General features: G+C 67.7%; 23 protein-coding genes and 3 pseudogenes. 6 read left to right on the forward strand and 20 right to left on the reverse strand.

The window, feature by feature from the left end:
* Positions 1-25: 25 nt before the first annotated feature.
* Entirely contained in the window at positions 26-613 is a 588-nt protein-coding gene (locus tag ATI37_RS00605) for an exodeoxyribonuclease VII large subunit (protein WP_117236649.1), read from the reverse strand.
* A gap of 1,362 nt (positions 614-1,975) precedes the next feature.
* On the opposite strand from ATI37_RS00605, the pseudogene ATI37_RS00610 reads away from it, so the two are divergent.
* From ATI37_RS00610 to ATI37_RS12355, 3 genes and pseudogenes are all read left to right on the forward strand, one after another.
* Positions 1,976-2,655: pseudogene (locus ATI37_RS00610) on the forward strand (transposase); the annotation flags it as partial.
* Positions 2,656-2,697: 42 nt separating this feature from the next.
* Entirely contained in the window at positions 2,698-3,528 is an 831-nt protein-coding gene (locus ATI37_RS00615) for an IS256 family transposase (protein WP_117236650.1), read from the forward strand.
* Complete coding sequence (locus ATI37_RS12355; protein WP_157969068.1) at positions 3,479-3,835, forward strand: transposase; 357 nt, start codon at positions 3,479-3,481, stop codon at positions 3,833-3,835. The genes ATI37_RS00615 and ATI37_RS12355 overlap by 50 nt, the downstream gene beginning before the upstream one ends.
* Before the next feature lie 120 nt (positions 3,836-3,955).
* Here ATI37_RS12355 and ATI37_RS00625 read toward each other — a convergent pair.
* Positions 3,956-4,102: pseudogene (locus ATI37_RS00625) on the reverse strand (IS4-like element ISTth2 family transposase); the annotation flags it as partial.
* Between the two features lie 24 nt (positions 4,103-4,126).
* On the reverse strand, positions 4,127-4,570 hold the full coding sequence (locus ATI37_RS00630; RefSeq protein WP_198665476.1) for a hypothetical protein: 444 nt from the start codon (positions 4,568-4,570) through the stop codon (positions 4,127-4,129).
* 89 nt (positions 4,571-4,659) lie between these two features.
* Here ATI37_RS00630 and ATI37_RS00635 point away from each other — a divergent pair, with 89 nt between their 5' ends.
* The 3 genes from ATI37_RS00635 to ATI37_RS00645 are packed head-to-tail and all read left to right on the forward strand — an operon-like array spanning position 4,660 to position 6,198.
* Positions 4,660-5,256 carry a hypothetical protein gene (locus ATI37_RS00635; protein ID WP_117236652.1) on the forward strand — a complete coding sequence of 199 codons (597 nt, stop codon included), beginning with the start codon at positions 4,660-4,662 and terminating at the stop codon, positions 5,254-5,256.
* Positions 5,256-5,618, forward strand: coding sequence for a DUF6992 family protein (locus tag ATI37_RS11870; RefSeq protein WP_232822401.1), 363 nt, complete (start codon positions 5,256-5,258; stop codon positions 5,616-5,618). The genes ATI37_RS00635 and ATI37_RS11870 overlap by 1 nt, the downstream gene beginning before the upstream one ends.
* Before the next feature lie 40 nt (positions 5,619-5,658).
* Positions 5,659-6,198, forward strand: coding sequence for a hypothetical protein (locus ATI37_RS00645; RefSeq protein WP_117236653.1), 540 nt, complete (start codon positions 5,659-5,661; stop codon positions 6,196-6,198).
* Positions 6,199-6,209: 11 nt separating this feature from the next.
* Here the strand turns inward: ATI37_RS00645 and ATI37_RS00650 are convergent, their stop codons facing one another.
* From ATI37_RS00650 to ATI37_RS12620, 17 genes and pseudogenes are all read right to left on the reverse strand, one after another.
* Entirely contained in the window at positions 6,210-7,280 is a 1,071-nt protein-coding gene (locus tag ATI37_RS00650) for a proline racemase family protein (RefSeq protein ID WP_117236654.1), read from the reverse strand.
* 113 nt (positions 7,281-7,393) lie between these two features.
* On the reverse strand, positions 7,394-8,929 hold the full coding sequence (locus tag ATI37_RS00655) for a glycerol-3-phosphate dehydrogenase/oxidase (RefSeq protein WP_117236655.1): 1,536 nt from the start codon (positions 8,927-8,929) through the stop codon (positions 7,394-7,396).
* Positions 8,926-10,416 (reverse strand): glycerol kinase GlpK, encoded by a 1,491-nt coding sequence (glpK, locus tag ATI37_RS00660; protein WP_117236656.1) that lies wholly within the window; start codon positions 10,414-10,416, stop codon positions 8,926-8,928. Before glpK ends, ATI37_RS00655 begins: the two co-directional genes overlap by 4 nt.
* Before the next feature lie 24 nt (positions 10,417-10,440).
* A complete protein-coding gene (locus tag ATI37_RS00665) occupies positions 10,441-12,546 on the reverse strand; it encodes a glycoside hydrolase family 31 protein (RefSeq protein ID WP_117236657.1) in 2,106 nt (701 codons plus the stop codon).
* Positions 12,543-13,415, reverse strand: a complete 873-nt coding sequence (locus ATI37_RS00670; protein ID WP_157969069.1) for a beta/alpha barrel domain-containing protein — start codon at positions 13,413-13,415, stop codon at positions 12,543-12,545. The genes ATI37_RS00665 and ATI37_RS00670 overlap by 4 nt, the downstream gene beginning before the upstream one ends.
* Positions 13,416-13,417: 2 nt before the next feature.
* The gene (locus tag ATI37_RS00675) at positions 13,418-14,254 is read right to left on the reverse strand and encodes a PfkB family carbohydrate kinase (RefSeq protein WP_117236659.1); all 837 of its coding nucleotides are present in this window, start codon (positions 14,252-14,254) and stop codon (positions 13,418-13,420) included.
* A complete protein-coding gene (locus ATI37_RS00680) occupies positions 14,233-15,555 on the reverse strand; it encodes a fucose isomerase (RefSeq protein ID WP_117236660.1) in 1,323 nt (440 codons plus the stop codon). The genes ATI37_RS00675 and ATI37_RS00680 overlap by 22 nt, the downstream gene beginning before the upstream one ends.
* A 4-nt stretch (positions 15,556-15,559) precedes the next feature.
* Positions 15,560-16,390 (reverse strand): carbohydrate ABC transporter permease, encoded by an 831-nt coding sequence (locus ATI37_RS00685; protein WP_117236661.1) that lies wholly within the window; start codon positions 16,388-16,390, stop codon positions 15,560-15,562.
* Complete coding sequence (locus ATI37_RS00690) at positions 16,387-17,274, reverse strand: carbohydrate ABC transporter permease (RefSeq protein ID WP_117236662.1); 888 nt, start codon at positions 17,272-17,274, stop codon at positions 16,387-16,389. The genes ATI37_RS00685 and ATI37_RS00690 overlap by 4 nt, the downstream gene beginning before the upstream one ends.
* 4 nt (positions 17,275-17,278) lie before the next feature.
* Entirely contained in the window at positions 17,279-18,520 is a 1,242-nt protein-coding gene (locus ATI37_RS00695) for an ABC transporter substrate-binding protein (protein ID WP_232822403.1), read from the reverse strand.
* A 13-nt stretch (positions 18,521-18,533) separates the two neighbouring features.
* A complete protein-coding gene (locus ATI37_RS00700) occupies positions 18,534-19,517 on the reverse strand; it encodes an Ldh family oxidoreductase (RefSeq protein ID WP_117236664.1) in 984 nt (327 codons plus the stop codon).
* Positions 19,501-20,409, reverse strand: a complete 909-nt coding sequence (locus ATI37_RS00705; RefSeq protein ID WP_232822404.1) for a hydroxyacid dehydrogenase — start codon at positions 20,407-20,409, stop codon at positions 19,501-19,503. The genes ATI37_RS00700 and ATI37_RS00705 overlap by 17 nt, the downstream gene beginning before the upstream one ends.
* A gap of 18 nt (positions 20,410-20,427) precedes the next feature.
* Positions 20,428-21,069: a UxaA family hydrolase gene (locus tag ATI37_RS12360; protein ID WP_269801860.1), complete on the reverse strand. Its 642-nt coding sequence runs from the start codon at positions 21,067-21,069 to the stop codon at positions 20,428-20,430.
* On the reverse strand, positions 20,981-21,187 hold the full coding sequence (locus ATI37_RS12365; RefSeq protein WP_332871147.1) for a hypothetical protein: 207 nt from the start codon (positions 21,185-21,187) through the stop codon (positions 20,981-20,983). Before ATI37_RS12365 ends, ATI37_RS12360 begins: the two co-directional genes overlap by 89 nt.
* 14 nt (positions 21,188-21,201) lie before the next feature.
* Positions 21,202-21,483, reverse strand: a complete 282-nt coding sequence (locus tag ATI37_RS12370; RefSeq protein WP_269801861.1) for a UxaA family hydrolase — start codon at positions 21,481-21,483, stop codon at positions 21,202-21,204.
* Positions 21,482-21,583: pseudogene (locus ATI37_RS12375) on the reverse strand (UxaA family hydrolase); the annotation flags it as partial. The pseudogene ATI37_RS12375 and the gene ATI37_RS12370, both read right to left, overlap by 2 nt.
* The gene (locus ATI37_RS12620; RefSeq protein WP_408646628.1) at positions 21,580-21,744 is read right to left on the reverse strand and encodes a UxaA family hydrolase; all 165 of its coding nucleotides are present in this window, start codon (positions 21,742-21,744) and stop codon (positions 21,580-21,582) included. The gene ATI37_RS12620 and the pseudogene ATI37_RS12375, both read right to left, overlap by 4 nt.
* Between the last annotated feature and the right edge of the window lie 74 nt (positions 21,745-21,818).

Genomic DNA, 21,818 nt, shown 5'->3' on the forward strand with positions numbered 1-21,818 from the left:
GCCGGTCCCTTTCCTCCTGGGCCTTCTACAGGAGTTCGGAAAGCTTGGCGGCTGCCTTCTCCCTCTCCACCGTCTCCACGGCCTCCTTGAGGAAGTGCCCCAGGGCCGTGGGCGTGGGAAAGGCAACATCCGCCAGGCCCTCCACCCAGAGGGTGTCCGCCGCGTGGCCCAGGGCCACCACCACGGGCGTGGGGCAGGAGGCCACCGCCTCCCACACCTCGGGGTGGTCCAGGACCTCGAGCCCCTCCCCTCCTCCCCGGACCAGGGCCACCAGGTCGTAGGGGCCCTCTGCGGCCTTCCTTAGGGCCTCCGCCACGGCCCCGGGATCCGTGAGGCTCACGCGCTTGGGGTCCATCCGGTAGCGGTCCCGGGCGCTTCCCAAGGCGGCCTCCACGTCCCGGTCCACGATGCCCGTCTCCCCGAGGATCAGGGCCAAAGCAGGGGTTTCCCCCTTGCGGAGGAGGCCCAGGAGGAGGCCTCGCACGTCCACCCTATCCCGGTTCCTCCGGGGAAGCTGGACCTCGGAAGGGGGAGGGGCTTCCTCTTCTTTGTGAAGGGCCTCCACCCGAAAGACGAAGGGAGGTTGCCCTCTGAAGTTGAGTTCCGGGCTCACGGAAAGGACGTAAGCCCTTCCCTTGGTCAGGAGGATCGTCTGGGGGACCCTGAGACGGATGGAAGCGTTCTCCCCTTTCAGGTCCCCGTAGTAAAAGCCCCCGTAGAGCTTTTAGTGGTGGTTATCGAAAACCCCCTGGACCAGGTAGGGGCCCCTCTTCCGGAAGCGGCGGAAGACCTGCATGTCGAAGAGCGCCTGAAGCCCCTGGAGGAGTTGGGCTGGGGTCATGGGGAAAGGGGTCTGGGTTGACTCTCGCGGCTTCATACGGTTCCCATGGGCGGTGTTACTGCTCTCGCCCGAAAGCGGACGGTTCTTCGTACCACTTCATGGTAGCCCAGATTGGAACGGAAGAACGGAGGTTCGGGAGGTGGATTCTTGGGGAGCCTTCAGCCTCTTGGCCTGGGACCAGAAGCATCGTGCGCGAAAGAGGACTTTCGCGAGCATCCCGCCCCAAGGGGCCCCGGGTCCTGGCGGTAGGGGCAGCCCCCTGGCCAACCTAGCGTGCAGGTTGTCGCGCCTTGTCGCGCTTTGTCAGGAGTACGGGGCGTTTGGTGGGCGCGCGCCCTGGGCAGGGCCTCAGGACCAGCGCCTGGAGGGGGCTGATCCGGGGGGCCGGCTTCAGGGCGACCCCCAGGTGGCTACCCTGCCCTAGGGGCCTGCCCTCGGGTCTGTGCGTCTCCACGCGGGTTGTCGCGGGTCCGTGCGGGCAGCCGGCGGGTCCGGACGGGGTGGGACGTTTAGGGACGCTTAGGAACGGGTACGGACGGGGGCATGCCAGGTCCTGCCCCCTCGCCCGAGGAGCCCGGACCGGGGTGACAGATGCATGGAGATACCGACAACCCTGGGTAGATGCATAGAGATGCCGGAGAACTTGGGGGGGTCACGCCGCATAAACCCCATATGAGGGCGGCCCCTCCCGACAGTAGATGTCGGGGTGGGGGGTTCCACCCCCCCGTCCAGGGGAGATACCAGAAAGCGCGACTAGAAGAGAAAACGAGATAAAAAGCGCGAAAGAGATTCCGAGATAACCCCTTTCAGGTCCCTTCCTCCCCCTTGGGGACACGTGAAGTCCCGGGCGGGAGTTTAATGCATCCCCCTTTCCCCCTCTCCCGGACCCCTGAGGAGTGGGTGCTCGAGGGTGGGGAGAGGGGGAAAGGGAGGCCCGACCAGGGAATCAAGAGGCCCCCCCGGAAACCCCTTGGAAACATCGTTTCCGGTAAACGGGGGACCGTTTACTTATGGAAACACCGTTTACGGTAAACGAGGGGATTGTTTCCTTGGAAACCCTTGGAAACCTTGAGAGTTTCCTCCCCCGGAAACGGAGGAAACCGTGGTCGTGTAAGGAATTCTGTGTAAGGGTCCGTGTTTAATAGGGGGGCACACCTTGGAAGGAGGAGGTGCCCCATGGACCGGGATACCTTGCGGAGCTTGCTGAGGGAAGCGGTGCGGGAAACGGTAGCCGAAGTCCTACAAACAGTCCTGGAGTTGGACCGGACGGCGTTCCTCCAGGCCCACGGGGGGCGCAGGAACGGCTACTACCCCAGGAGGCTGGAGACCGCCTTCGGCCAGGTGGACCTGCGGGTCCCCAGGGATCGGGAAGGCCGGTACCACCCCGCCTTCCTCAAACCCTACGCCCGCCGCCCCGTGGACGTGGGAGGTCAGCCGAAGGCTACGTTCCAGTGGCCGTGGCCCTTTATACCGCCGGGGTCAGCCAGCGTAAAGCAGCCGAGGGGATGCGCCTGCTCTTGGGCCACCGCTACTCCCACGAGACCTTGAGCGCCTTGACGGACGAGGTCTTGGGAGCGGTGGAAGCTTTCCGCAGGCGGCTTTTGCCCGAGGAGATGGCCTTCGTCTACCTGGACGGGCTTTCCCTCAAGGTCCTTAGGGACGGAGAGGGGATCGTACGGGAAACCGTCTACGTGGCTTTGGGGATCCCCCCTGGTGGGGAGAGGCGGGTGCTACTCTTCGTCACCGACGGGTTACCCGGGCTTCCCGAAGCCATTCGGAGGGTCTACCCACAGGCGGAGTGGCCGCGGTGCGTGGGGTAGTGTCGCTTATTTTGTGGGTTAAGCATGGAGGGCTGAATGAACCAAGAGGGGTTCAAGAGGTTGACCAAGGAGGAGGTCAGCCGGCGCATCCGGGAAGGGGTCAAGGCCATCATCGAGCAGGTGTTGGAAGAAGAGATGACCGAGCACCTGGCTGCGGGTCACCGTGAGCGCACCCCGAGCCGCCGCGGGAAGCGGAACGGCCACTACACCCGGGACCTCATCACGCCGGCGGGCAAGATCGCGCAGCTCCGGGTACCCCGGGACCGGGAGGGGACTTTCCTGACCGAGGTGTTGGAGCGCTACAAGCGGATGACCGGGGAGGTGGAAGAGGCCGTCCTGGAGATGGACCTGCAAGGGGTCTCCACCCGCAAGGTGGCGGCCATCACCGAAGGTCTGTCCCGAGTGCGGATTGGTAAGGACGCGGTCTCCAGGGTAGCCCAGCGCCTGGAGGAGGCGCCCTCTGCCTGGCGGGGCCGGCCCTTGGGGCTGGCTTACCCCTACCTCTGCCTGGACGCGGCCTACTTCAAGGCGAACCGGGGCGGGCGGGTGGTGGACCTGGCCCTGCTGGTGGCGGTGGGGGTGAACGAGAAAGGCTACCGAGGTCACGGGCGCAGCCCGTACCTTTTGCTGCTGGCGGTGGAACCGGCGGGCGGGGAGCGGAAGGAGGCCTGGAGGAACCTCCGGAAGGGTCTGGTGGAGCGGGGGCTTCGTGGGGTGAGGCTGGTCATTTCCGACGACCCCCCTTCCATCCGCCAGGCGGCGAGGGCCGAGCTTCCTGGGGCCAGCTGGCAGCGGTGCGGAGCTCCAGGAGGTGTTTGTGGCGCGGCGGCGGGGCACGGCGGAATCTCTGGCCCGAGAGTTTGTTGAACGCTACCGGGACCGGTACAGGCGAGGGGTGGAGGTGTTTGCCCAGGGTTTGGGGGAAGCTCTGATCCACCTGGACTTTCCCAGCGGCCACCAGAAGCACATCAAGGGCACGAATGCGCTGGAGCGGCTTTTCCGGGAGGTGAAGCGGCGGACCAGGGCGGTTGGGGTTTTCCCCAGCGAGGGGAGCCTAGGGAATCTGGCCACGGTGGTGATGCTGAGAGCCACGGAGGACTGGGCGCTCAGGCGTTACCTGGACATGGCCCCGCTTTGGGCCGCGGAAGAGAAACCCACAAAAATCGCTACTTGACTCGTTTGGGTGTGATGGTGCGGTCTCTGGGGCTACAAGATAGCCTTCGGCTGACCATCTTCGGAGCCGGGTCTTGCTCAGGATGGCCGGGGTGGAGCTATGAGGTAGCACACGAAGGCATCAGTTTCCCCCTCCCAACCCCTGTATCAAGCTGGCCGGCTCCGCCAGTACCGCTTCCCCCTGGGCCAGGGCGATGCGGCCCAGGCGGAAGGGGCTCTGCCGCTGGGGATAGGCCACCAGGTTAAGGGGCCACTTGGCACCAGGGAGTGGTCCCTCTCCTTCTTCTCCCTGTCAACGGGGCGGGCAGCTTAGGGGCGGGTTGGGGTCTGCGAGGGACACCTCGGCCCGGTAGCTGGAGGGCCGGGCCAGGGGCCGGAGGAAGATCCCCACCCCCTCCTTCCCCCGGGCCATGCGCAAGGTGTACTGAGGCCCCCCGAAGAGGGGCAGGGGATTGAAGGTCTGGCACCGCTCGGCGAAGCCCCGGGCCCGGAGCTGGGCTTTCAGGCTCTCCCCCAGCTCGTAGAGGTCCTTGGGGGCGTAGGGGGAGTCTAGGAAGCGGAACTCCACCACCTCCACGTCCCCCTCCTGGGCCCGCTGGAGTTCCACCGCGTCCAGGACCACCAGGCGGTAGCGGGTGGAGAGGGGGAGTTCCATCGGCGTATAGCTCACCAACGTGCAGCTGCTCAGGGCCAGGCCTAGGGCCAATAGACCGAGGAGGTTTGCCTTCACGACCACCACCTCCAGTCCCAGCCTAAGCCTCCCGGAGGCCCCCGGCTTTAGCCGGGCTTAACCCAAGTACCCCAGCCCTGTTGTAGCCTACCCCTGTGAGGCTCCTGGTCCTTCTTGCCCTCCTCGGGGGCCTCGGGTACCTCTTTGGCCTAGGGAGCCGCCCCATCCCCCGCCCCCCTGGGGTCCTGGCCCCCTTGCCTCCCGTGCAGGAGGAGATCCCCCGAGGGGAAAGGGTCCCCCTGAAGAAGCCCCCCTACCGCCTGGAGCCCGTGGCCCGCTTCCACCTGGAGGCTCGGGTCCTGGGGAAAAGGGTCTACCGCACCGACCGGGCGGCCGACCTAGCCCCCGTGGACCTGGCCCTGGGCTGGGGGCGGATGTCGGACACCCGGGTCCTGGAGCGGATGCGCCTCTGGCAGGACCACCGCTTCTACTTCTACGCCTGGTCCGGGGAGCCCCCCATCCCCCCCGAGGAGATCGTGCGGAGCAGCGCCAACATGCACCTGATCCCTAAGGATGCGCTCATAGAGAGGAGGCTACAGAGGGTGCGCCGGGGGCACCTGGTGCGGCTTTCAGGCCTCCTGGTCAACGTCCAAGGCCCCCAGGGCTTCTACTGGCGCACCTCCACCGTGCGCCACGACTCCGGGGCCGGGGCCTGCGAGATCGTCTGGGTGGAGCGGCTGGAGGTGCGCTAGTGGCGGACACCACCCCCATCGCCCAGGGCCTCATGCTCTGGGCCCTCCTCTCCCTGGGGGCGGGGGTCTTCGGCCTTTGGTGGGCCCGGGCTCCCTTCTTCCGGGCCTTCTGGTTCATGACCGGGGCCTGGGGCCTGGTGGACGGGGCCATCGCCTTCGCCGCCTGGTTGGGGGGTGGGGCGGAGCGGGAGGCCCTGAGGCGCCTCCTCCTCCTCAACGCCGGCCTGGACCTGGGGTACCTGGCCCTGGGCCTCTTCCTCCTCTCCCGACGGGAGGCCCGCCTCCGGGGGTTCGGGGCGGCCATCCTGGTCCAGGGGGGGTTCCTCCTCCTCTTTGACCTCGGCCACGCCCTCGGGGTCTAGGGCCACAGTGGGTCCAGCGGACAGAAGCTAGCCTGAGGCCATGCGCACCCTCGTCCTCCTCCTCGGCCTGGGCCTGCCTGCCCTGGCCCACCAGCCCTTTTGGAACCCCGGCTCCCCCAGCCTGGAGGGGGCCTACCCCATCGCCCGGCCCACGGTGGCCCAGGTGGTCATCGGAAGGCTGGCCCCCGGGGAGCGGCACTTCTTCCGTCTGGAGGTCCCCAAGGGCTTCGCCTTGGACGCGGCCCTCTTCGTGGGGGGGGCCTGTCCGGAGGCCTTCCGGCCCCGGCTCTGGCTCCTGGGGCCTGGCCTCCGGGGGGAGGTGCCCCCCTTTCCCCTTCCGGAGGGGTACGGGGCCCGGGTCTACGAAGGGGGCTGGCGGGACTACCGGGGCCACGGCCTGGTGGCCCGCAAAGGGCCTGGGGCCCGGGAGCGCCTGGGGGAGGGAGTCCACTACCTGGTGGTGGAGGCGGGAGAGGCTGGGGGCTACTACCTCCTCTCCTTGGCCGGGGCCGAGGTGCCGGGTGGGAGCCCGGAGGGCTTCGCGGCCATCCCCCGGTTCAACCGGTGCGGGGAGCCCTAGGGGCGGAGCCCCTACCGCAACAGAAAGCCCTCGGACAAGGGGTCTTCGGGGTCCAGCAGGAACTCGTGGCGGCCCGTGATCCAGGCCCGGCCGGAGACCTCGGGTACCACCGCGGGGAGGCCCTGGAAGTCCACCTCCTCCACGAGGGTGACGGTGAAGGTGGTGCCCAGGAGGCTCTCCACGGTGAAGGGCTGGCCCTGCCTCAGCCGTCCCCGCGCCCACTCCAGGGCGGCCCGGCCGCTCACCCCCGTGCCCGTGGGGGAACGGTCCACCTCTCCCTCGGCGAAGACGCACACGTTGCGGGCCTGGTGGGCGGGGTCGCGAGGGGGTCCCCCAAAGATGGTCCCGTAGAGAAAACCCAGGTCAGGCTCTAGGGGGTGACGGATCTCCCGCGACGCTATGACTGCGCGCTTAATGGCCATGCCGGCCTCGATCAGGGACCGGTAGGCCTGGGGCTCGAGGTCCAGGCCCAGCTCCGTTGCGTCCACGTAGGCGTAGAAGGCCCCACCAAAGGCCAGATCGTAGCGCACCCGGCCTAGCCCGGGCACGTCCACCACCTCATCCAGGGCGTAGGCGAAGGAGGGAACGTTGCGGAAGGCCACGCGGGCCGCATGGCCGCTGGGGCTCCATTCGGGCCGGGCGAGGACCTGGCCAGCGGGGGTGTCGATGCGGATCTCTTCTTTGACCTGCAGGCGGCGAGGATCCAGGCCCGGAAAGGTGGAGGGACGCAACCCCGTTTCCAAAAGGCCGGTGACCAGGGCTATGATGCCGTGGCCACACATGGTGCTCCAGCCCTCGTTGTGCAGGAAGAGGACGCCCAGATCCCCGTTGGGCGAAGTAGGCTCGGTCACGATAGCCCCGTACATGTCCGCATGGCCGCGGGGCTCCAAGATGAGGAGGCGGCGCAAACCCTCCAGGTGCCCCTGGGCGTAACGGCGCTTTTCCAGCATGGTGGCGCCAGGAACCGGTCCGAGGCCGGAGGCTAGGATCCGCAGGGGCTCCCCCTCGGTGTGCAGGTCTAAGGTGGAGAGGCGTACCCATCCGGAAGGAGGGGACCAAGGGATGCTCTCTGGGGCTGCCATGTTCCCATGCTACCGCTCAGTACCCTATCTCCCGTCTGACGTCCTAGGTACTTTACCCTATGGGAGGCTTACAGGCAGGAGCATAGAGATCCAGAGCAAAAGGGCCAAGAGGGCTAGCAAAGCCCAGGGAGGGCCCTCCTGGCCTCCTCTAGCGCCTCTTCCCGCTCCCTTTCGTCCCAGCCCAGGAGGGGGGCCATGCGCTCCACCACCCGGGGCAAGGCCAGGAGGGCCTGCTCCCGGTCCAGGAGGGCCAGGCCCATCCTCCGGGCCAGGACGTCCAGGGGCTTCCTGGCAAGCTCCCGCCCCACGGCCCACACCACCTCCCCCTCCAGGTAGGGCAGCCCGGGAAGGAGGGGCCTATCCCCAAGGGCCGCCACCTTAGGGGCCAGGACGCCGTAGGTGGCGTAGAGGTGCTCCGCCACCCCTTCCGGAAGGTCCAAAGGAGGCCTGGGGCCCGCCCCCAGGAGGGGGGTGGCGTGGGAGGAGGAGGGGGGGAGGGTGAGGCCCAGGTCCCCGGCCACCCGCTCCACCAGGTCCCGGGCCATGAGGCGGAAGGTGGTCCACTTCCCCCCCACCAGGGTGTAGAGGCCCCCCCGGGCCTCTATGTGGTGGTCCCGCACGAGGAACCGGGTCTCCCCCCTCCCCACCAGGGGCCTCAGGCCCGACCAGGCCGCCCGCACCCGGCCCGAGAGGTCCCCCAGGTAGGGGCGGACCTCCTCCAGGAGGTAGGCCACCTCCTCCTCCCGGGGGAGGGGGCAGGGGGTGGGCCCGGCGGGGAGGTCCGTGGTCCCCAGGAGGGCCCTCCCCCGGTAGGGCAAGAGGAAGAGGACCCGGCCGTCTCGGGTCCGGGGGAGGAGGAGGCCCGCCTCCAAGGGGTAGTCCAGGACCAGGTGGGCCCCGCTAGAGGGGGTGAGGAGGGGAGGGAGGTCGGGGTCCAGGAGGCGGCGCACCCCGTCCGCCAAAGGGCCGGTGGCGTTCACCACCGCCTTGGCCCAGACCTCCACCTCCCTCCCCGTGAGGCGGTCCTCCACCACCGCCCCCCGCACCCTCCCCCCCTCCAGGAGGAGGGCCTTGGCCTGGGCGTGGTTCAGGGCCACGCCCCCCCGCTCCAGGGCGGAGAGGATAAGGGCCAGGTTCAGGCGGAAGTCCTCAAACTGCCCATCCGCGTAGGCCACGCCCCCCAGGGTGGGCGGGAGGTCGGGGAAGAGGGCCCGCACCGCCCCCGGGGGGAGGTAGCGGCTTGGGGCCAGCCACCTCCTCCCCGAAAGGAGGTCGTAGAGCTTGAGGCCCGCCCAGTAGTAGGGGATCTCCAGGGGCCGGAAGAGGGGGGTGACCAGGGTGAGGGGCCGGGCCAGGTGGGGGGCGAGCCCCAGGACCACCCGCCTCTCCCCCAGGGCCTCCCGCACCAACCGGAGCTGGCGAGGGTCCAGGCGCCGCACCGCGAGCTCCAGGTACCGCACCCCCCCGTGGAGGAGCTTGGTGGAGCGGGAGCTCGTCCCCGAGGCGAAGTCCTTCGCCTCCACCAAGGCGGCCTTCAGGCCCCTCAGGGTAGCCTCCCACAACACCCCCGCCCCCGTGGCCCCGCCCCCCAGGACGAGGAGGTCCCAGGGTTCCCTTAGCCTTTCAAAGAGGGCTTCCCGGTCCGTCACGCTCCCTCCCTGGCGAAGCCCAGGGCCCGCTCCACCGCCCGCCGCCACCCCCGCCAGAGGGCCTGGCGGCGCTCCTCGGGCATCCGGGGGAGGAAGCGGGCCCCCAGGCCCCAGGCCCCCCGCACCCCCTCCAGGTCCAGCACCCCAGCCCCTACCCCCGCCATGAGGGCCGCCCCCAGGGCCGTGGTCTCCGTCACCCGGGGCCGGGCCACCCCCCTCCCCAGGAGGTCGGCCTGGATCTGGAGGAAGAGGTCGTTCCCCGCCATGCCCCCGTCCACCCGGAGCTCCCGGAGGGGGAGACCCGCCTCCCCCGCCATGGCCTCCGCCACCTCGGCCACCAGGAAGGCCACCCCCTCCAGGGCCGCCCGGGCCAGGTGGGCCTTGGTGGTCCCCCGGGTCAGGCCCAGGATGGCCCCCCGGGCGTAGGGGTCCCAGTAGGGGGCCCCCAGGCCGGTGAAGGCGGGGACCAGGTAGACGCCGCCCGTGTCCGCCACACCCCCCGCCAGGGCCTCCACCTCCCCCTCCTCCCCCAGGAGGCCCACCTCCTTCAGCCACTGGACAGCCGCCCCCGCCACGAAGATGCTCCCCTCCAGGGCGTAGGTGGCCCTTCCCCCTAGCTGCCAGGCCACGGTGGTGAGGAGGCCCCTCTGGGAAGGGACGGGCTTTTCCCCCGTGTTCAGGAGGAGAAAGGCCCCCGTGCCGTAGGTGCACTTCCCCTCCCCCGCCAAGAGGGCCGCCTGGCCAAAGAGGGCCGCCTGCTGGTCCCCAAGAACCCCGCGGATGGGAATGGGGGCCCCAAAGAGCTCCCCAAGGGCTTCCCCAAACTCCCCGTCCGAAGGGCGCACCTCGGGAAGCATGGCCCGGGGAATCCCCAGGAGGTCCAGAAGCTCCCCGTCCCAAGAGAGGGTGTGCAGGTTGAAAAGCAGGGTGCGGCTGGCGTTCGTGGGGTCGGTGGCGTGCACCCTGCCCCCGGTGAGCCGCCAGAGGAGCCAGGTGTCCACGGTGCCGAAGAGGGCCTCCCCCCTCTCCCCCTTCGCCCGCAGCCCGGGGACGTTTTCCAGAAGCCAAAGGAGCTTGGTGCCGGAGAAGTAGGGGTCCAGGAGGAGGCCCGTGCGCTCCCGGAAAAGGGGCTCCAAGCCCCTCCCCCTCAGGGCCTCGCACAAGGGGGCCGTGCGCCGGTCCTGCCAGACGATGGCCCGGTGGAAGGGCCTCCCCGTGGCCCGGTCCCACACCAGGGTGGTCTCCCGCTGGTTGGTGATCCCCAGGGCCACCACCGCCCCGGGGTCCACCCCCGCCTGGCGCAAAACCTCCCGGGCCGCCCATGCCTGGGTCTCCCAGATCTCCTCGGGGTCGTGCTCCACCAGGCCCGGGGCCGGGTAGTGCTGCCGAAACTCTCGCCGGGCCATCCCCACCACCTCCCCCTCCGGGGTGAAGAGGATGGCCCGGCTGGAGGTGGTCCCCTGGTCTAGGGCTAGTAAGTAACTCATAACGCCTCCCGTAAAAGCCTCGGCTCACAGGAGGAGGGCCAGGCTGAAATCCCCCGGCAAAGCCCCCAAAACCTTTGCTCCAGGCTCCCTTCCCCTACCGGCCGTCTCGCCCACGAGGAGAACCCCCTCCACATCCACCTCCTCCGCCCTTTGGGCAAAGTTTCCTATGGGAATAACCGCCCCTTCCCTAGCAAAAACTGGGATTTTTTCTAATCCCACTTTCAACCTGAGGAGGTCCGGCCCAACATACGCCTTTCCGGACCAAAGGTCGAACCACTTGCCCCCAGGAAGGTAGGCCTCAACCGCTCCTCCCGGTTGAAGAACGGGAACCACCAACAGGTCCTGGCCCACCAGGAACTGCTCTTCAAACCCACGGGCACACCTGTCCTCGGGAAAGGCCAAGGGCATGGCCTTTGCTAGCGGCTGCCCCACGGCTAGGGCCCCGTACAGGGAGGCCTCCAGGTAGGGGACTAGCCTCATCCTCAGGCGAAGCCACTGCAAAACGATCTTCTCTGCCTCCTTGCCGAAAAACCAGGGCTCCCGCGGGGATGTGCCGTGGAACCGCACGTGGGAGAAGAAGATGGCCGCCTGAAGCCAGCGCACGTAGAGCTCCGGGTCCGGCGTGCCGTAAAAGCCACCGATATCATGGGCGTAGTAAGGCCCCCCGGAAAGGCCCCATGAGAGGCCACCCCGAATGCTGCTGGCTAGGCCCTCCCAGTCCGCCTGGGGGTCCCCACCCCAGACCACCGGATAGCGGTGGCCCCCTGCGTAGCTGCTTCGGGCAAGGACGAGCTTATGGGGGGAACACTCCCAAACGCAGCGGTTGTAAAGCAGGGCGTAGGCGTTGTGGAGAAACCGCCCGCTATCCCCATTGGAGGCTACGGCATCTTCCGGGATCTGTTCCCCGAAATCTGTTTTCATCACGTCCACGCCAAGCTGGAACAGCTCCTGGTGCCGCTCCTGCCACCACCGCCAGGCCTCTGCACGGGTGAAGTCTAGGAGTCCCGAGGGAGGGAGGGGCGTCAGGAGCTCGCCAAAGGGTTCGGGATCCCAGTGATAGACGTAGGGATTCCCTTGCTCATCGCAAAGGAAATAGCCCTTGGCGGCTAGCTCAGCGAAGAGGGGGTGATGGATGGAGACGTAAGGATACTCCCACAGGCACAACCTAAAGCCAAGACGCTTTAGCCTTCTCACAAAACCAGCCGGGTTAGGATAGCGATCTCGGTCCCAGTCTAGAGCGCAGCGGGTTTCCACCTTGAGCCAAGCCCTGCCGTCAAGGACGAGTACGTCCCCTGGGATACCCTTGGCCCTAAGCCTTCGCGCCACGTCCAGCGCTTCGGCCTCGTCCTTGTAGAAACACCGGCTCCACCACACCCCAAGGCTCCACCTGGGCACAAGGGGAGCCTTTCCGGTAAGGAGGGTGTAGGCCTCTAGGATCTCCGCCGGGGACCCCAACACCAGGAAAACATCGATCCCTTCATCCTCCACCACCACGATGTAGGAGCGGTGGCTCCACCTGGCAAAGCCCACGCCGTGGTGGGCCCGAGCCGTGGTGTGGAGGAATAGCCCCCATCCCCGCGTGCTCCAGAGGAGGGGAACGTTCTTGTAGCTCCGCTCCCCGTTGACGCCCCAGGCGTCCTCGTTCCAGGAGGTAAAGAGCCCCCCCCTGCGGTTGAGGCCCCCAAACTTCTCCCCGAGGCCGTAGATGGCCTCCCCCGACTCCAGGGCGAACGCGAGGGCCCAGGCTCCCTGTTTCCTGGAGAGGAACGGGATGCGTAGACCACCCCGGATGTGGCCGTCCTCGGAAGAACGCAAAACCCCCCTGCCCCGGTGGTGGACGGAGAGGCGCAGGGGGTGCCAGGCCACCCCTATCCGGAGATCGGCCAGGCCAAGCTCCACATACCCTTGGCCGGCGGACCAGCGATCGAAGGCGCAGGCCTCCGAAACTACGAGGATACCATAGTCCTTCCCCCTAGGGGAACCCATCCGAAGGCGGACCACGTTGGGGCCATAGGCCTCCAAAGACCAAGGCACGGAATCCATCAAGAGCCGGGCCCCCGAAGGACCTAGGCTGAGGACCTCCACATCCCTGGGCTCCCACCGCTCCAAACCCTCCATGGGGTCCCTCATCGAGCACCTCCCGGAGGAACCTTCGTCACCAGCAGACGCCTTGCCCTCTCCAAACGGTTCCTGGCACGCATCAAGCCCTCCTCTACCCGCGAAAGATCCGGATAGGCGGCCAGGGCGTCCCCCCAAAAGGCGCGGCCGGCCAGGAACCCGCGGGCCCCAGCCTCCAGGGAGGCCTCGAGGGCCTCTAGAAAAGCATCGGCATCCAATCCCCCAGAGAGGAGGACCCAAGGGGCCGGGAGAACCTCCCTAAACCTCCCGACGAACTTGGGCACATAGGGGAGCTTGTAAAGGCCCACTCCCAGGCTAGGGTCGGCGAAATCCCGAAGAATCCCTTCCCAAAGGCTTGTGGCGGAGGAGGAATCGCCCTCCCTGGGGTAAGGAAGGATCTCAAGGACCAGGGGTCGGCCCCACCTTGAGGCAGCCCGGCCCAACCGCCGCACCAGCTCAAGTTGGTGGGCCCGGACCTGGGGAGGGACATCCGGCCGGTACCAGATGAGGAGCTTTAGGGCATCCGCCCCGGCGCGCACCGCGGCGGCCACGCCCCAAGAGGGAATGACCCTGCTCAGGCGGAAACCCGACCCATCCTCGCGGAAACGGTGGTCCTCTAGGGTCAGGAGGAGGCCGGCCCCCCTGGGAACCCTAAGGACTGCCTCCCGTCCATACAGCGGGTCCAAGAGAACGCCCGTGACCAGGTCTGAGAGCACCTTCACCACCAGGGTCTTGAGCCGGGCCACCTCCTGCCAAACCAAAGCCTCGGGCCAGTCCGGGCGCCTCTCCGCCACCAGCCTGTAGAGGGGGGGCCTCTGGTCTGCGGCCAGGAGAGCGAAGCGCCCCCCGCCGTCAGAGATTCGCCTGAAAGCCAGGGTCACACCTAAGGCTGCATCCATTTCAAAGCCTCCTGCCAGTCCGGGATCTCTCCCTTGGCCACGTAAACGCCAGCCACCGCGTTGGCCAAGGCTAGAGCTTCCTCCTCCCGCATCCCCTTGGCCAGGGCGAGGGCAAAGGCACCGTGGAACACGTCGCCCGCCCCCGTGGTGTCCTTGGGGGTTACGGCAAGGGCACCAATCCGGCCACCCGGCCACACGACCCCCTTTTCCCCAAGGGTGACGGCCACAAAGGCCCCACTGAACAGACCCTGAAGGTGGTCTAGACCCCCCGCCTCCACGGCCGCCCCCTCCGAGGCCACCACATGAGAGGCCAGGCGCCCAAGGCGAAGGCTGGCCTCGTCCACCGAATCGAGATCAAGAACGCGGGGAAGGCCCAGGTCCCGGGCCCTTTCAAACACCCGCTCGGCGGCCCCAGGCCAACGGGTATCGGCCAGGACGACGGAAACCCACTCCGGCCAGAGGAGGAGGTCGTCCTCCGGTTCCTCAGGGAGCCTTCCCCTATACGGAAAGATGAAGCGCTCGCCGTCTGGCGCCACCAGGACAGCGCTCACCCCAGTGGCTTCCCCAAGGGTAAAGGCGGCAACGACCCCCGCCGCCTGAAGGGTAGCCTCCAACCACTCCCCTGCCCTATCCCTCCCCCTGCGGCTTATGAGGAGGGCCTTTCCCCCAAGGCGGGCCACCGCCCAGGCGGCCACCGCAGCAGGACCCCCCAGGGCTTCCTGGTACCCAACCACCGGCGTGCGGCCCGGTTCCGGTGGCCAGGTCGCCACCTTGAAGCGGAGGTCTTGGCAAGCCCAACCTAACGCCAGTACGCCCCCCATACCCCGCCCTCCCCCTTTAAAACCCCAAGGCCGCCCCAAAAGGCCAGCTCCAGCCCAGCCTCCACCAGGTCTCCCTGGGCGAGGGCCAGGTGGTGGGGAAGGCGGCTACCCAGCCAGCGCTCCAAAAACGCCCCCGCCTCTACGGGCTCGCCTGCCCACCGGATCTCCCGCAACCAGCCCGATGCCCCCAGGTACCCCCCCTTTCCCTCTAATCGCCCCCCCACCAGGGCCACCCCCCTCCGGGTCAAGCGCAGGCCGGTAGCCGCCCCGGCGCGGAGAACCATATCCCGGACCGCGGGGAGCCCCCGGTTGAAGTGGGGAACCAGCTTTGCGGGTCCCGCCGCCCAGGAGAGGGGGGCCTCTCCCCCATGCCACAGGAGAAGGGCCCCCTCCTCTACCGCCACGATGTCCACGAGGATCGGGGCCTGGCCGCCCAAGGCCTTGAGGGCCAGCTGGCTCAGCAGCCCCATCAGGTCCCCTTCTAGAGCCACCAGCAAACCGAGATCGCCCAAATGGGCTATAGAGGCCGAAGGGACTACGCCCAGGCGTTCCGGGATCTCCGGCCAGTCCCGCAAGGCTATCCCGTCATAGTCCTGGCCGAGCCTCCGCAGGGCCAAGGCCAGGCGGGCGAGCCTCTTGCCCTCCTCGCCCAAGCCCCGCGCCTCGGGCCAGGCCTCGAGGGCCTCCTTCACGGCCTCACCGGGTATCCCCTCGTAGGTGGCGAAAAGCTCCTCCAGGGGCCTTTCCTCCACGCTGGCCCCCATGGTCGGGCGCTCCCAAAAGGCATCGAATCCGGGCGCGGGACCCCCCAGCCAGAGAAGCCGCGCCCTCCGCAAAAGCCTCAGGGCCCGTAAGGCCCTCAGGCTAGGCTCCAGCAACCGCCGGAGCTCCCTTTCCTTAGGGGGTCCGTAAAACCACCGGACCGGGAGCCGCGCCTGGGGCAGGGAGAGGGCCAGGTTCAGGCCGCAGAGGGCGTTCTGGGGTAAGGCATCCCCCAACCACGCCTCCGGTATGGCCCATAGGATCTTCGGCACGGGGAGATCCAGGAGGGGCCCCAGAACGTCCCCTGTGGCAAACGTGACCACCCCCAGGATAAGGAGGTCCGGTTCCTCCTGCGCAAGCCTGCGGGCCACCGCCAAGGCCTCTTCGGAGGCGCGGACCGGCCCCAGCGGGTACAGGGTAAAGCCCAGGTCCTGCGAGACGTTCACGAGCGCCTGGACCATCCCCTCTTCCAGGCGCAGGCTGGCCCCGCGAAAGAGGGGGCGCAGGGCTGGGACGAAGAAGACCTTGAGGGCTTCCACAGGCTCACCCCTTGAGAGCTCCTTGGGTCAGACCCGCCACGATCCTCTCCTGGAAGAGGGCGATGACCAAGGCCACCGGCACCAGGGCCACCACCAGGGCAGCCGAGATGAGGGGCCAGGGGAAGAGGTACTCCCCCTGGTAGAGGGTGATGCCCACGGGCAGGGTGCGCATCTCCCTTGCCGGGTTAAGGGTCAGGGCCAGCAGGAACTCGTCCCAGGAGTTGACAAAGGCGAGGAGGGCGGCGGTGAAAACCCCGGGGCCGGAAAGGGGGATGATCACGTGGCGCAAGGCCCCTATCCGGGTGCACCCGTCCACCAAGGCGGCCGCCTCAAGGTCCCTCGGTATGGTCCTAAAAAAGCTGTAGAGCACCAAGACCGCCACGGGCAGGCTAAGCGCGGCGTGGGGCAGGATAAGACCCGGGTAGGTGTTCCTGAGACCTAAGCCGGTAAAGAGCTGGTAGAGGGGTACCAGGAGGGTGGCGGGGGGGAACATGGCCAAGGCCACAAGGGACAAAAGCACCAGGGTTGCGCGGGCCACGCGGAGGCGGGCTAGGGCATAGGCGGCCATGGCGGAGACCGTCACGCAAAGCACAGTGGCCCCGGCGGCCACCACCAGGCTGTTCAGGAAGTAGCGTCCAAGGGGGGCCTCGCGGAAGGCCCGCTCGTAGTTGGCCAGGGTGGGCCTTTCGGGCCAGTACGTGATGGGAATGCGGGAAAGCTCGGCCTCCGTTTTCAGGGAGGTGAACAGGATCCATAGGGCGGGAAACAGGCCGTTGAACACAAGGGCAAGCCCCGCAAGCCAAAGCCCCAAACGGAAGGGAGCGGTCCCCCTCACTCCCCCTCCCCCCTTTGCAGAAACCGCAGGTACAGGGCGGTCGTGGCCATGCACAACACAAACAAGGCCACCGCCATCGCGGATCCGTAGCCAAAGTTCAGGTTCTCCACTGTCTGGGTCCTGATGTACATCGCCAGCGTCTCCGTGGCGTTCCCCGGCCCTCCGCCGGTCATGGCGTAGGGGATGTCAAACGTCTGGAGCGCCGTTATGGTTCGGAAAATGAGGGCGACAAACAGGGAGGGCGCGAGAAGGGGCAAGGTGATCCGGTGGAAGGCCTGCCACGGATTCGCCCCATCCACCTGGGCGGCCTCGTAGTACTCCTTGGGGATGGATTGGAGGCCAGCCAGCAAGACCAGGGCCACGAACGAACTGGTCTTCCAGATGACCGAGGCGCAGATGGCCCAAAAGGCCAGACGGGGGTCGCTGAGCCAGAAGAGGGGCGTCAGGCCAAGCCTTCGCAACACGTCGTTGACGACCCCGTAATCGCTCTCGAAGAACCACCGGAAGATCAAGCCGGCAAAGACCAGGGGCATCGCCCAGGGCAAGAGCAGGCCCAGCCGCACCGGCCACTTCACCGTGTAGGGGAGGTTGGCCAGTAGGGCCAGAACCAGGCCGAGAAGGGCGGCCCCCGGGACCGTGACCAGGGTGACGAGAAGGGTGACCCGGAGGGCGTTGGCGAAGCGCCCGTCCTCGAGAAGGCGCTCGTAGTTCGCCAAGCCGACGAAGGTGCTCTGGGGGCCGTAGGCCAGGTGGAGTTCCCGCAGGCTCGTGAAGACCAGGTTGAGGACGGGGTAGACGGCCACCAGGCCCAAGAGGGCAAAGGCGGGGAGGAGCAGCCAAAAGGCCAGGGCGCGCTCGCTTAAGTCCCGGGGGGGCCGCCGCATGCTCCTACTGACCGTAGATCGCCCTCAGCCCCTGGACGATCTCGCGGGCCGCCTGCTCCGGCGCCTTGGTGCGGGCGAGCACGGCGTTCAAGCCCCGCCGTATGACGTCGGCCACCTCGGGGTAGCGGGGGTGCACCGGCCGGGCCCGCGCGTTAAGGACCACGGGAAGGGCATCCGCAAACCAGGGATTCACCTTGAGGATCTCGGGGTCCCGGTAAAGCTCTGGGAAGGCGGGAAGGTTGGAGGCCTCCAGGGCGAGGACCTTGGACACCTCCGGGCTGGACAGGTAGCGCAAAAGCCTGTAGGCCTGGGCCTTGTTGCGGGAAAAGTTGGAGATGGTCCACTGCCATCCGCCGAGACAGCTGGCCGAACGCCCACCCTCAAACCTCGGCATCACCGCGACCCCGATCCTGCCCTTCACCTGGGAATCGGGGTCGTTCTGGAAGTGGGCCCAAGCATAGGCGAACAAGGTGCCGAAGATCCAGCGCCCCTGCTGCATCTCCCGCCTGATGGTGTCCTGCGCCTTTTCCGCCATGTTGGGGGGGCTGACCCTGTGGTTGTCCATGAGGCCCAGCCAGAACTGGAGGGACCTCCTCGCGAGCTCCTCGGTCAGCACCAGCCGCCCGCGCTCGTCGGTCACATCGCCCCCTGCGGCCCAGATGGGGAGGAGGAAGGAGCAGACCGTTCCCTCGGAGATGTTCCCCATGAAGCCGATGCCGTTCAGGTTGGGGTTGCGCTCCCCTTGCAGGATGGTCTGGGCCTGGCGGATGGCCTCGTCCCAGGTGGTGGGGGGTTTGAAGCCGTACTTGTCCAGGAGGTCCTTCCGGTAGAAGAGGAACTGTGCATCGGCGAAAGCCGGAAGGGCGATCAAAGCGCCGTCCACGATGTTGGCCCGCGCGTACGCGGGGAGGTACTGGCGCAAGAGGGCGTCGCGGGCGCCCAGGGGGAGGTAGCGGTCCAGGGGTTCGGACCAGCCTGCCGCCTTGTACTGCGCCGGCCGGATGATGTCGATGAGGATGATGTCCAGCGAGGGATCCCGGGAGGTGAGGACCGTGGTCAGGTACTGCTGCTGCTGGTCGGAGGTGGCACCCCCCACCTCGATCTCCACCTTGACCCCCGGGTTCTGCCGCTCGTAGGCGTCTAGAATCTTCCGCATCACGTCCGGACGCTGCTGCCCCCCGATGAAGACGCGAAGCTTCACCTGCTGGGCAAGGGCGCCCGAGGCCAGGAGAAAAACCGCCAACACACCTGCCAAAAGCCTAACCATCCCCTTTCACCTCCTCAACCAAGGTACGCCAGAGTTCCTGGGGTACCTCAATTCCCTCCTTTAGCCTCCGCTCCCGCTCTCGGACCCTGCGGTCCCCAGGCATCCGGCCCCCGGTATCCTCCACGGCCGCCCTTAGGCGGGCAAGGAGTGTACCCAAGCCAGGCGACACCGGGTCCGGATCCAGGCCCAGGAGCAGGAAGCCGGGGAAGGCCCGGGCCCCCGGCTCTTGCCAGGGCAAGGGCAGATCAATCCCAAGCTTATGGCCAGCCATCGCTCCGGCGAGGACCTCTACCAACACCGCCAGGGCCAACCCTTTGCTTCCCCCCAGGGGAAGCAACGCGCCCGAAAGGGCCGCCTGGGGGTCGGTGGTGGGGCGTCCCTCGCTGTCCACCGCCCAGTCTGGGGGGATGGCCTCGCCCCGTTGGGCCTTCTCCAAAATCTTCCCCCGGGAGACCGTGCTCAAGGCCAGATCCACTACCAAAGGCTCCGGTTCCATAGGGGCGGCCAAGGCGATGGGGTTGGTGCCCAGGACGGGGCCGGGGGCCAAGGCGGGAGGGGTGTTGGCGAAGGCCAGGCCCACTAGGCCCTCGAGGGCCAAACGCCGCACGTAGGGGCCCAGGGGGCCCACATGGCCCGCATCCCGCACGGCCGCCGCCGCCACGCCCTGCTCCCGCACCAGCGGTGCCAAGGCCTCGGCCGCCCGCCAGGCCGCCCAGGGCCCCGGAGCCCCGTCGGCCTCCACCAGGAGGAAGCCCGGGCGGGGCCGAAGAAAACGCATTTCAGGGGTAGGATTCAGCCCCCCCTTCTCCAGCTGGGCGGTGTAGATGGGCAGCCGAGCCAGCCCGTGGCTCCTCAAGCCTTCCAGCTCAGCCTGAAGGAGCACCTCCGCCACAGCCTTGGCTCCCTCCTCGGGGAGGCCGAGGCGGGTGAAGTGCCGGCAAAGGGCCTTTCCAAGGGCTTCAGGAGCTACCCGCATGGAGAACCTCCAAAACGCCCCGCACCACCCGCTCGCCCACGCGGCCTTGGGCTTCCCGGGTCAAGCCCGCCACATGGGGGGTGATGAGGCAGTTGGAAAGGGCCCGCAGGGGATGGTCCTCTGGCAAAGGCTCGGGGTCCGTGACGTCAAGGACGGCCCCTGCTAGATGACCCTCCCTCAGGGCCTCAAAGAGGGCCCCATGGTCCACCAACCCACCCCGGGCGGTGTTGACCAGGAACGCCCCCCTTCGCATCTGCCTCAGCGCCCACCCGCTGAGAAGGCCCCGGGTTTCCCGGGTGAGCGGGGCGTGGAGGGAGAGGAAGTCGGCCTCGGCCAAGAGTTCTGCAAAGGGCCTCAGTTCCACACCCACCGCCTCCACCGCTGCCTCCCAGGGCCTCCTGGCGGGGTCATAGGCCAAAACCCGCATTCCCAGGGCCCGGGCCCTTACGGCCACGCGCAGGCCAACCTCTCCGAGGCCCACCAAGCCCAGGGTCTTGCCCATGAGCTCAAAGCCCCCTAAAGCCAGCCGCTCCCCGCCTTGGGCCGCCCGGGCAAGGTTCCGGGCCAGGTGGAAGAGGGCGGCCAGCACGTACTCGGCTACCGCCGTTGCGTTGGCACCAGGGGCGTGGACCAGGGGAATGCCCTGCGCCCTCAGGGCCTCGAGGTCCACGTTGTCCAACCCCGAGCCCAGGCGTCCCACCACGCGAAGCCTTGGGGCGCGGCGGAGGAGGTCCGCACCCAAATGAATCCGGTTGCGAACGATAATAGCGGTGGCCTCCTCCACCTCCCGGAGGAGCCTTTGGAAATCCCTCCATAGCTCCGGCTCATAGCGGTAGGGAAAACCGCTTGAGGCTAGGAGCTCCAGCCCCCTTGGATCGAGCTCTTCCCCCACCAGGATCAAGGCCCCTCCCTAGGCGCTGGGATACAGGCGGGTCAGGACGAACTCCCGGTGCCCTAGGAGTTCCGCCGCGGTCAACCCACCGCGCACAACCCGCTCAAACACCTCCAGAATCCGCGCCTTTGCCTCCTCCAGATCCATCTGCCCGAGAAGGAGTTCGGGCAGGGGGACATCGATATGCTCCGACATGGTCTCACAGGTCTTCGGATTCGGGGAGATCTTGATCACGGGTACGAGCGGGTGTCCCACCACATTGCCCTGCCCAGTGGTAAAGAAGTGCAACACGCTGCCCCCGGCCACGGCCAAGGTGATCATTTCCGCGGCGGCGCTGGAGGAGTCCATGAAGACCAAACCCTCCCCGGGCGGGACAGGCTGGGCAGGCTTGAGCACCCGGGTCACGGGCCGGGACCCTGTTTTCTGGATGTTCCCCAGCGCCTTCTCCTCGATCGTGGTCAGGCCGCCCCGGATATTACCCTCAGTGGGTTGCGAGCCGAGGAGGTCCGCGCCCTTGGACTCGATCATCCCCACGTAGGCCCGGTAGGTGCTCAGGAACGCTTCCCGGACCTCAGGGGTGGCGCACCGGGCTGCGATCAGGTGCTCGGCCCCTGTGAGCTCGCTGGTCTCGCCGAAGATGACCGTGGCCCCCTGGTCCACAAAGCCAGTCCACAACCCGGCCCAAGGCGGGGTTGCCCGCAAGACCTAGGGTGGGGTCGCTCTCCCCGCACTTGATGGAGAGGACGAGGTCCCTGAGGGCGATGGGCTCCCGTTCCATTCCGCTGGCTTCCTTCAGGAAGCGGTAGGCGGCGCGGGCGGCCCGCTCCCACCGTCTTGAGATCCCCGTAGCCCTCGATGGCGAAGGCCTCCACCGGTTTTGCCCGTGCGGGCGATGTCCTCGGCCACCCGCTCCGTCCACTTTGGCTCTATGCCGATAACGACGGCCCCGAAGACGTTGGGGTTGGCCCCATGCCCGGCCAAGGTGCGGAAGGTGAGCTCCAGGTCGTCGCCAAAACTGCAAGCGGCCGTAGGGGTGGGGCAGGGCAATGACCCCTGGGATGAGGGCGGCCACACCCTCCGCCGCCCTGTTGGAAAGGTCGTCCACGGGGAGGACCACCACGTGGTTGCGCACCCCCACCCGACCGTCCGGGCGACGATACCCCGTAAGCCTCATTTCTTCCCCCCAAAATCCCAGCGAAGGCTCCGCAGGTTATGCGTGTGCACATGGGCGCCTGCTGGAATGGGACGGGTGGCCCGGCCTATGGCCTCCCCATACTCCCGGACTGTCTCTCCCTCTCCGATATCCCGCAGGGCCAGCTTGTGCCCAAGGGGGATGGGCTCCCAAACGCGAACCCTTAAAGGGAGGCCGCCCGAGAACCGAGACCTCTACCTCCTCACCTGGGGACAGG

This window comes from Thermus sediminis (assembly GCF_003426945.1).
Classification (GTDB): domain Bacteria; phylum Deinococcota; class Deinococci; order Deinococcales; family Thermaceae; genus Thermus; species Thermus sediminis.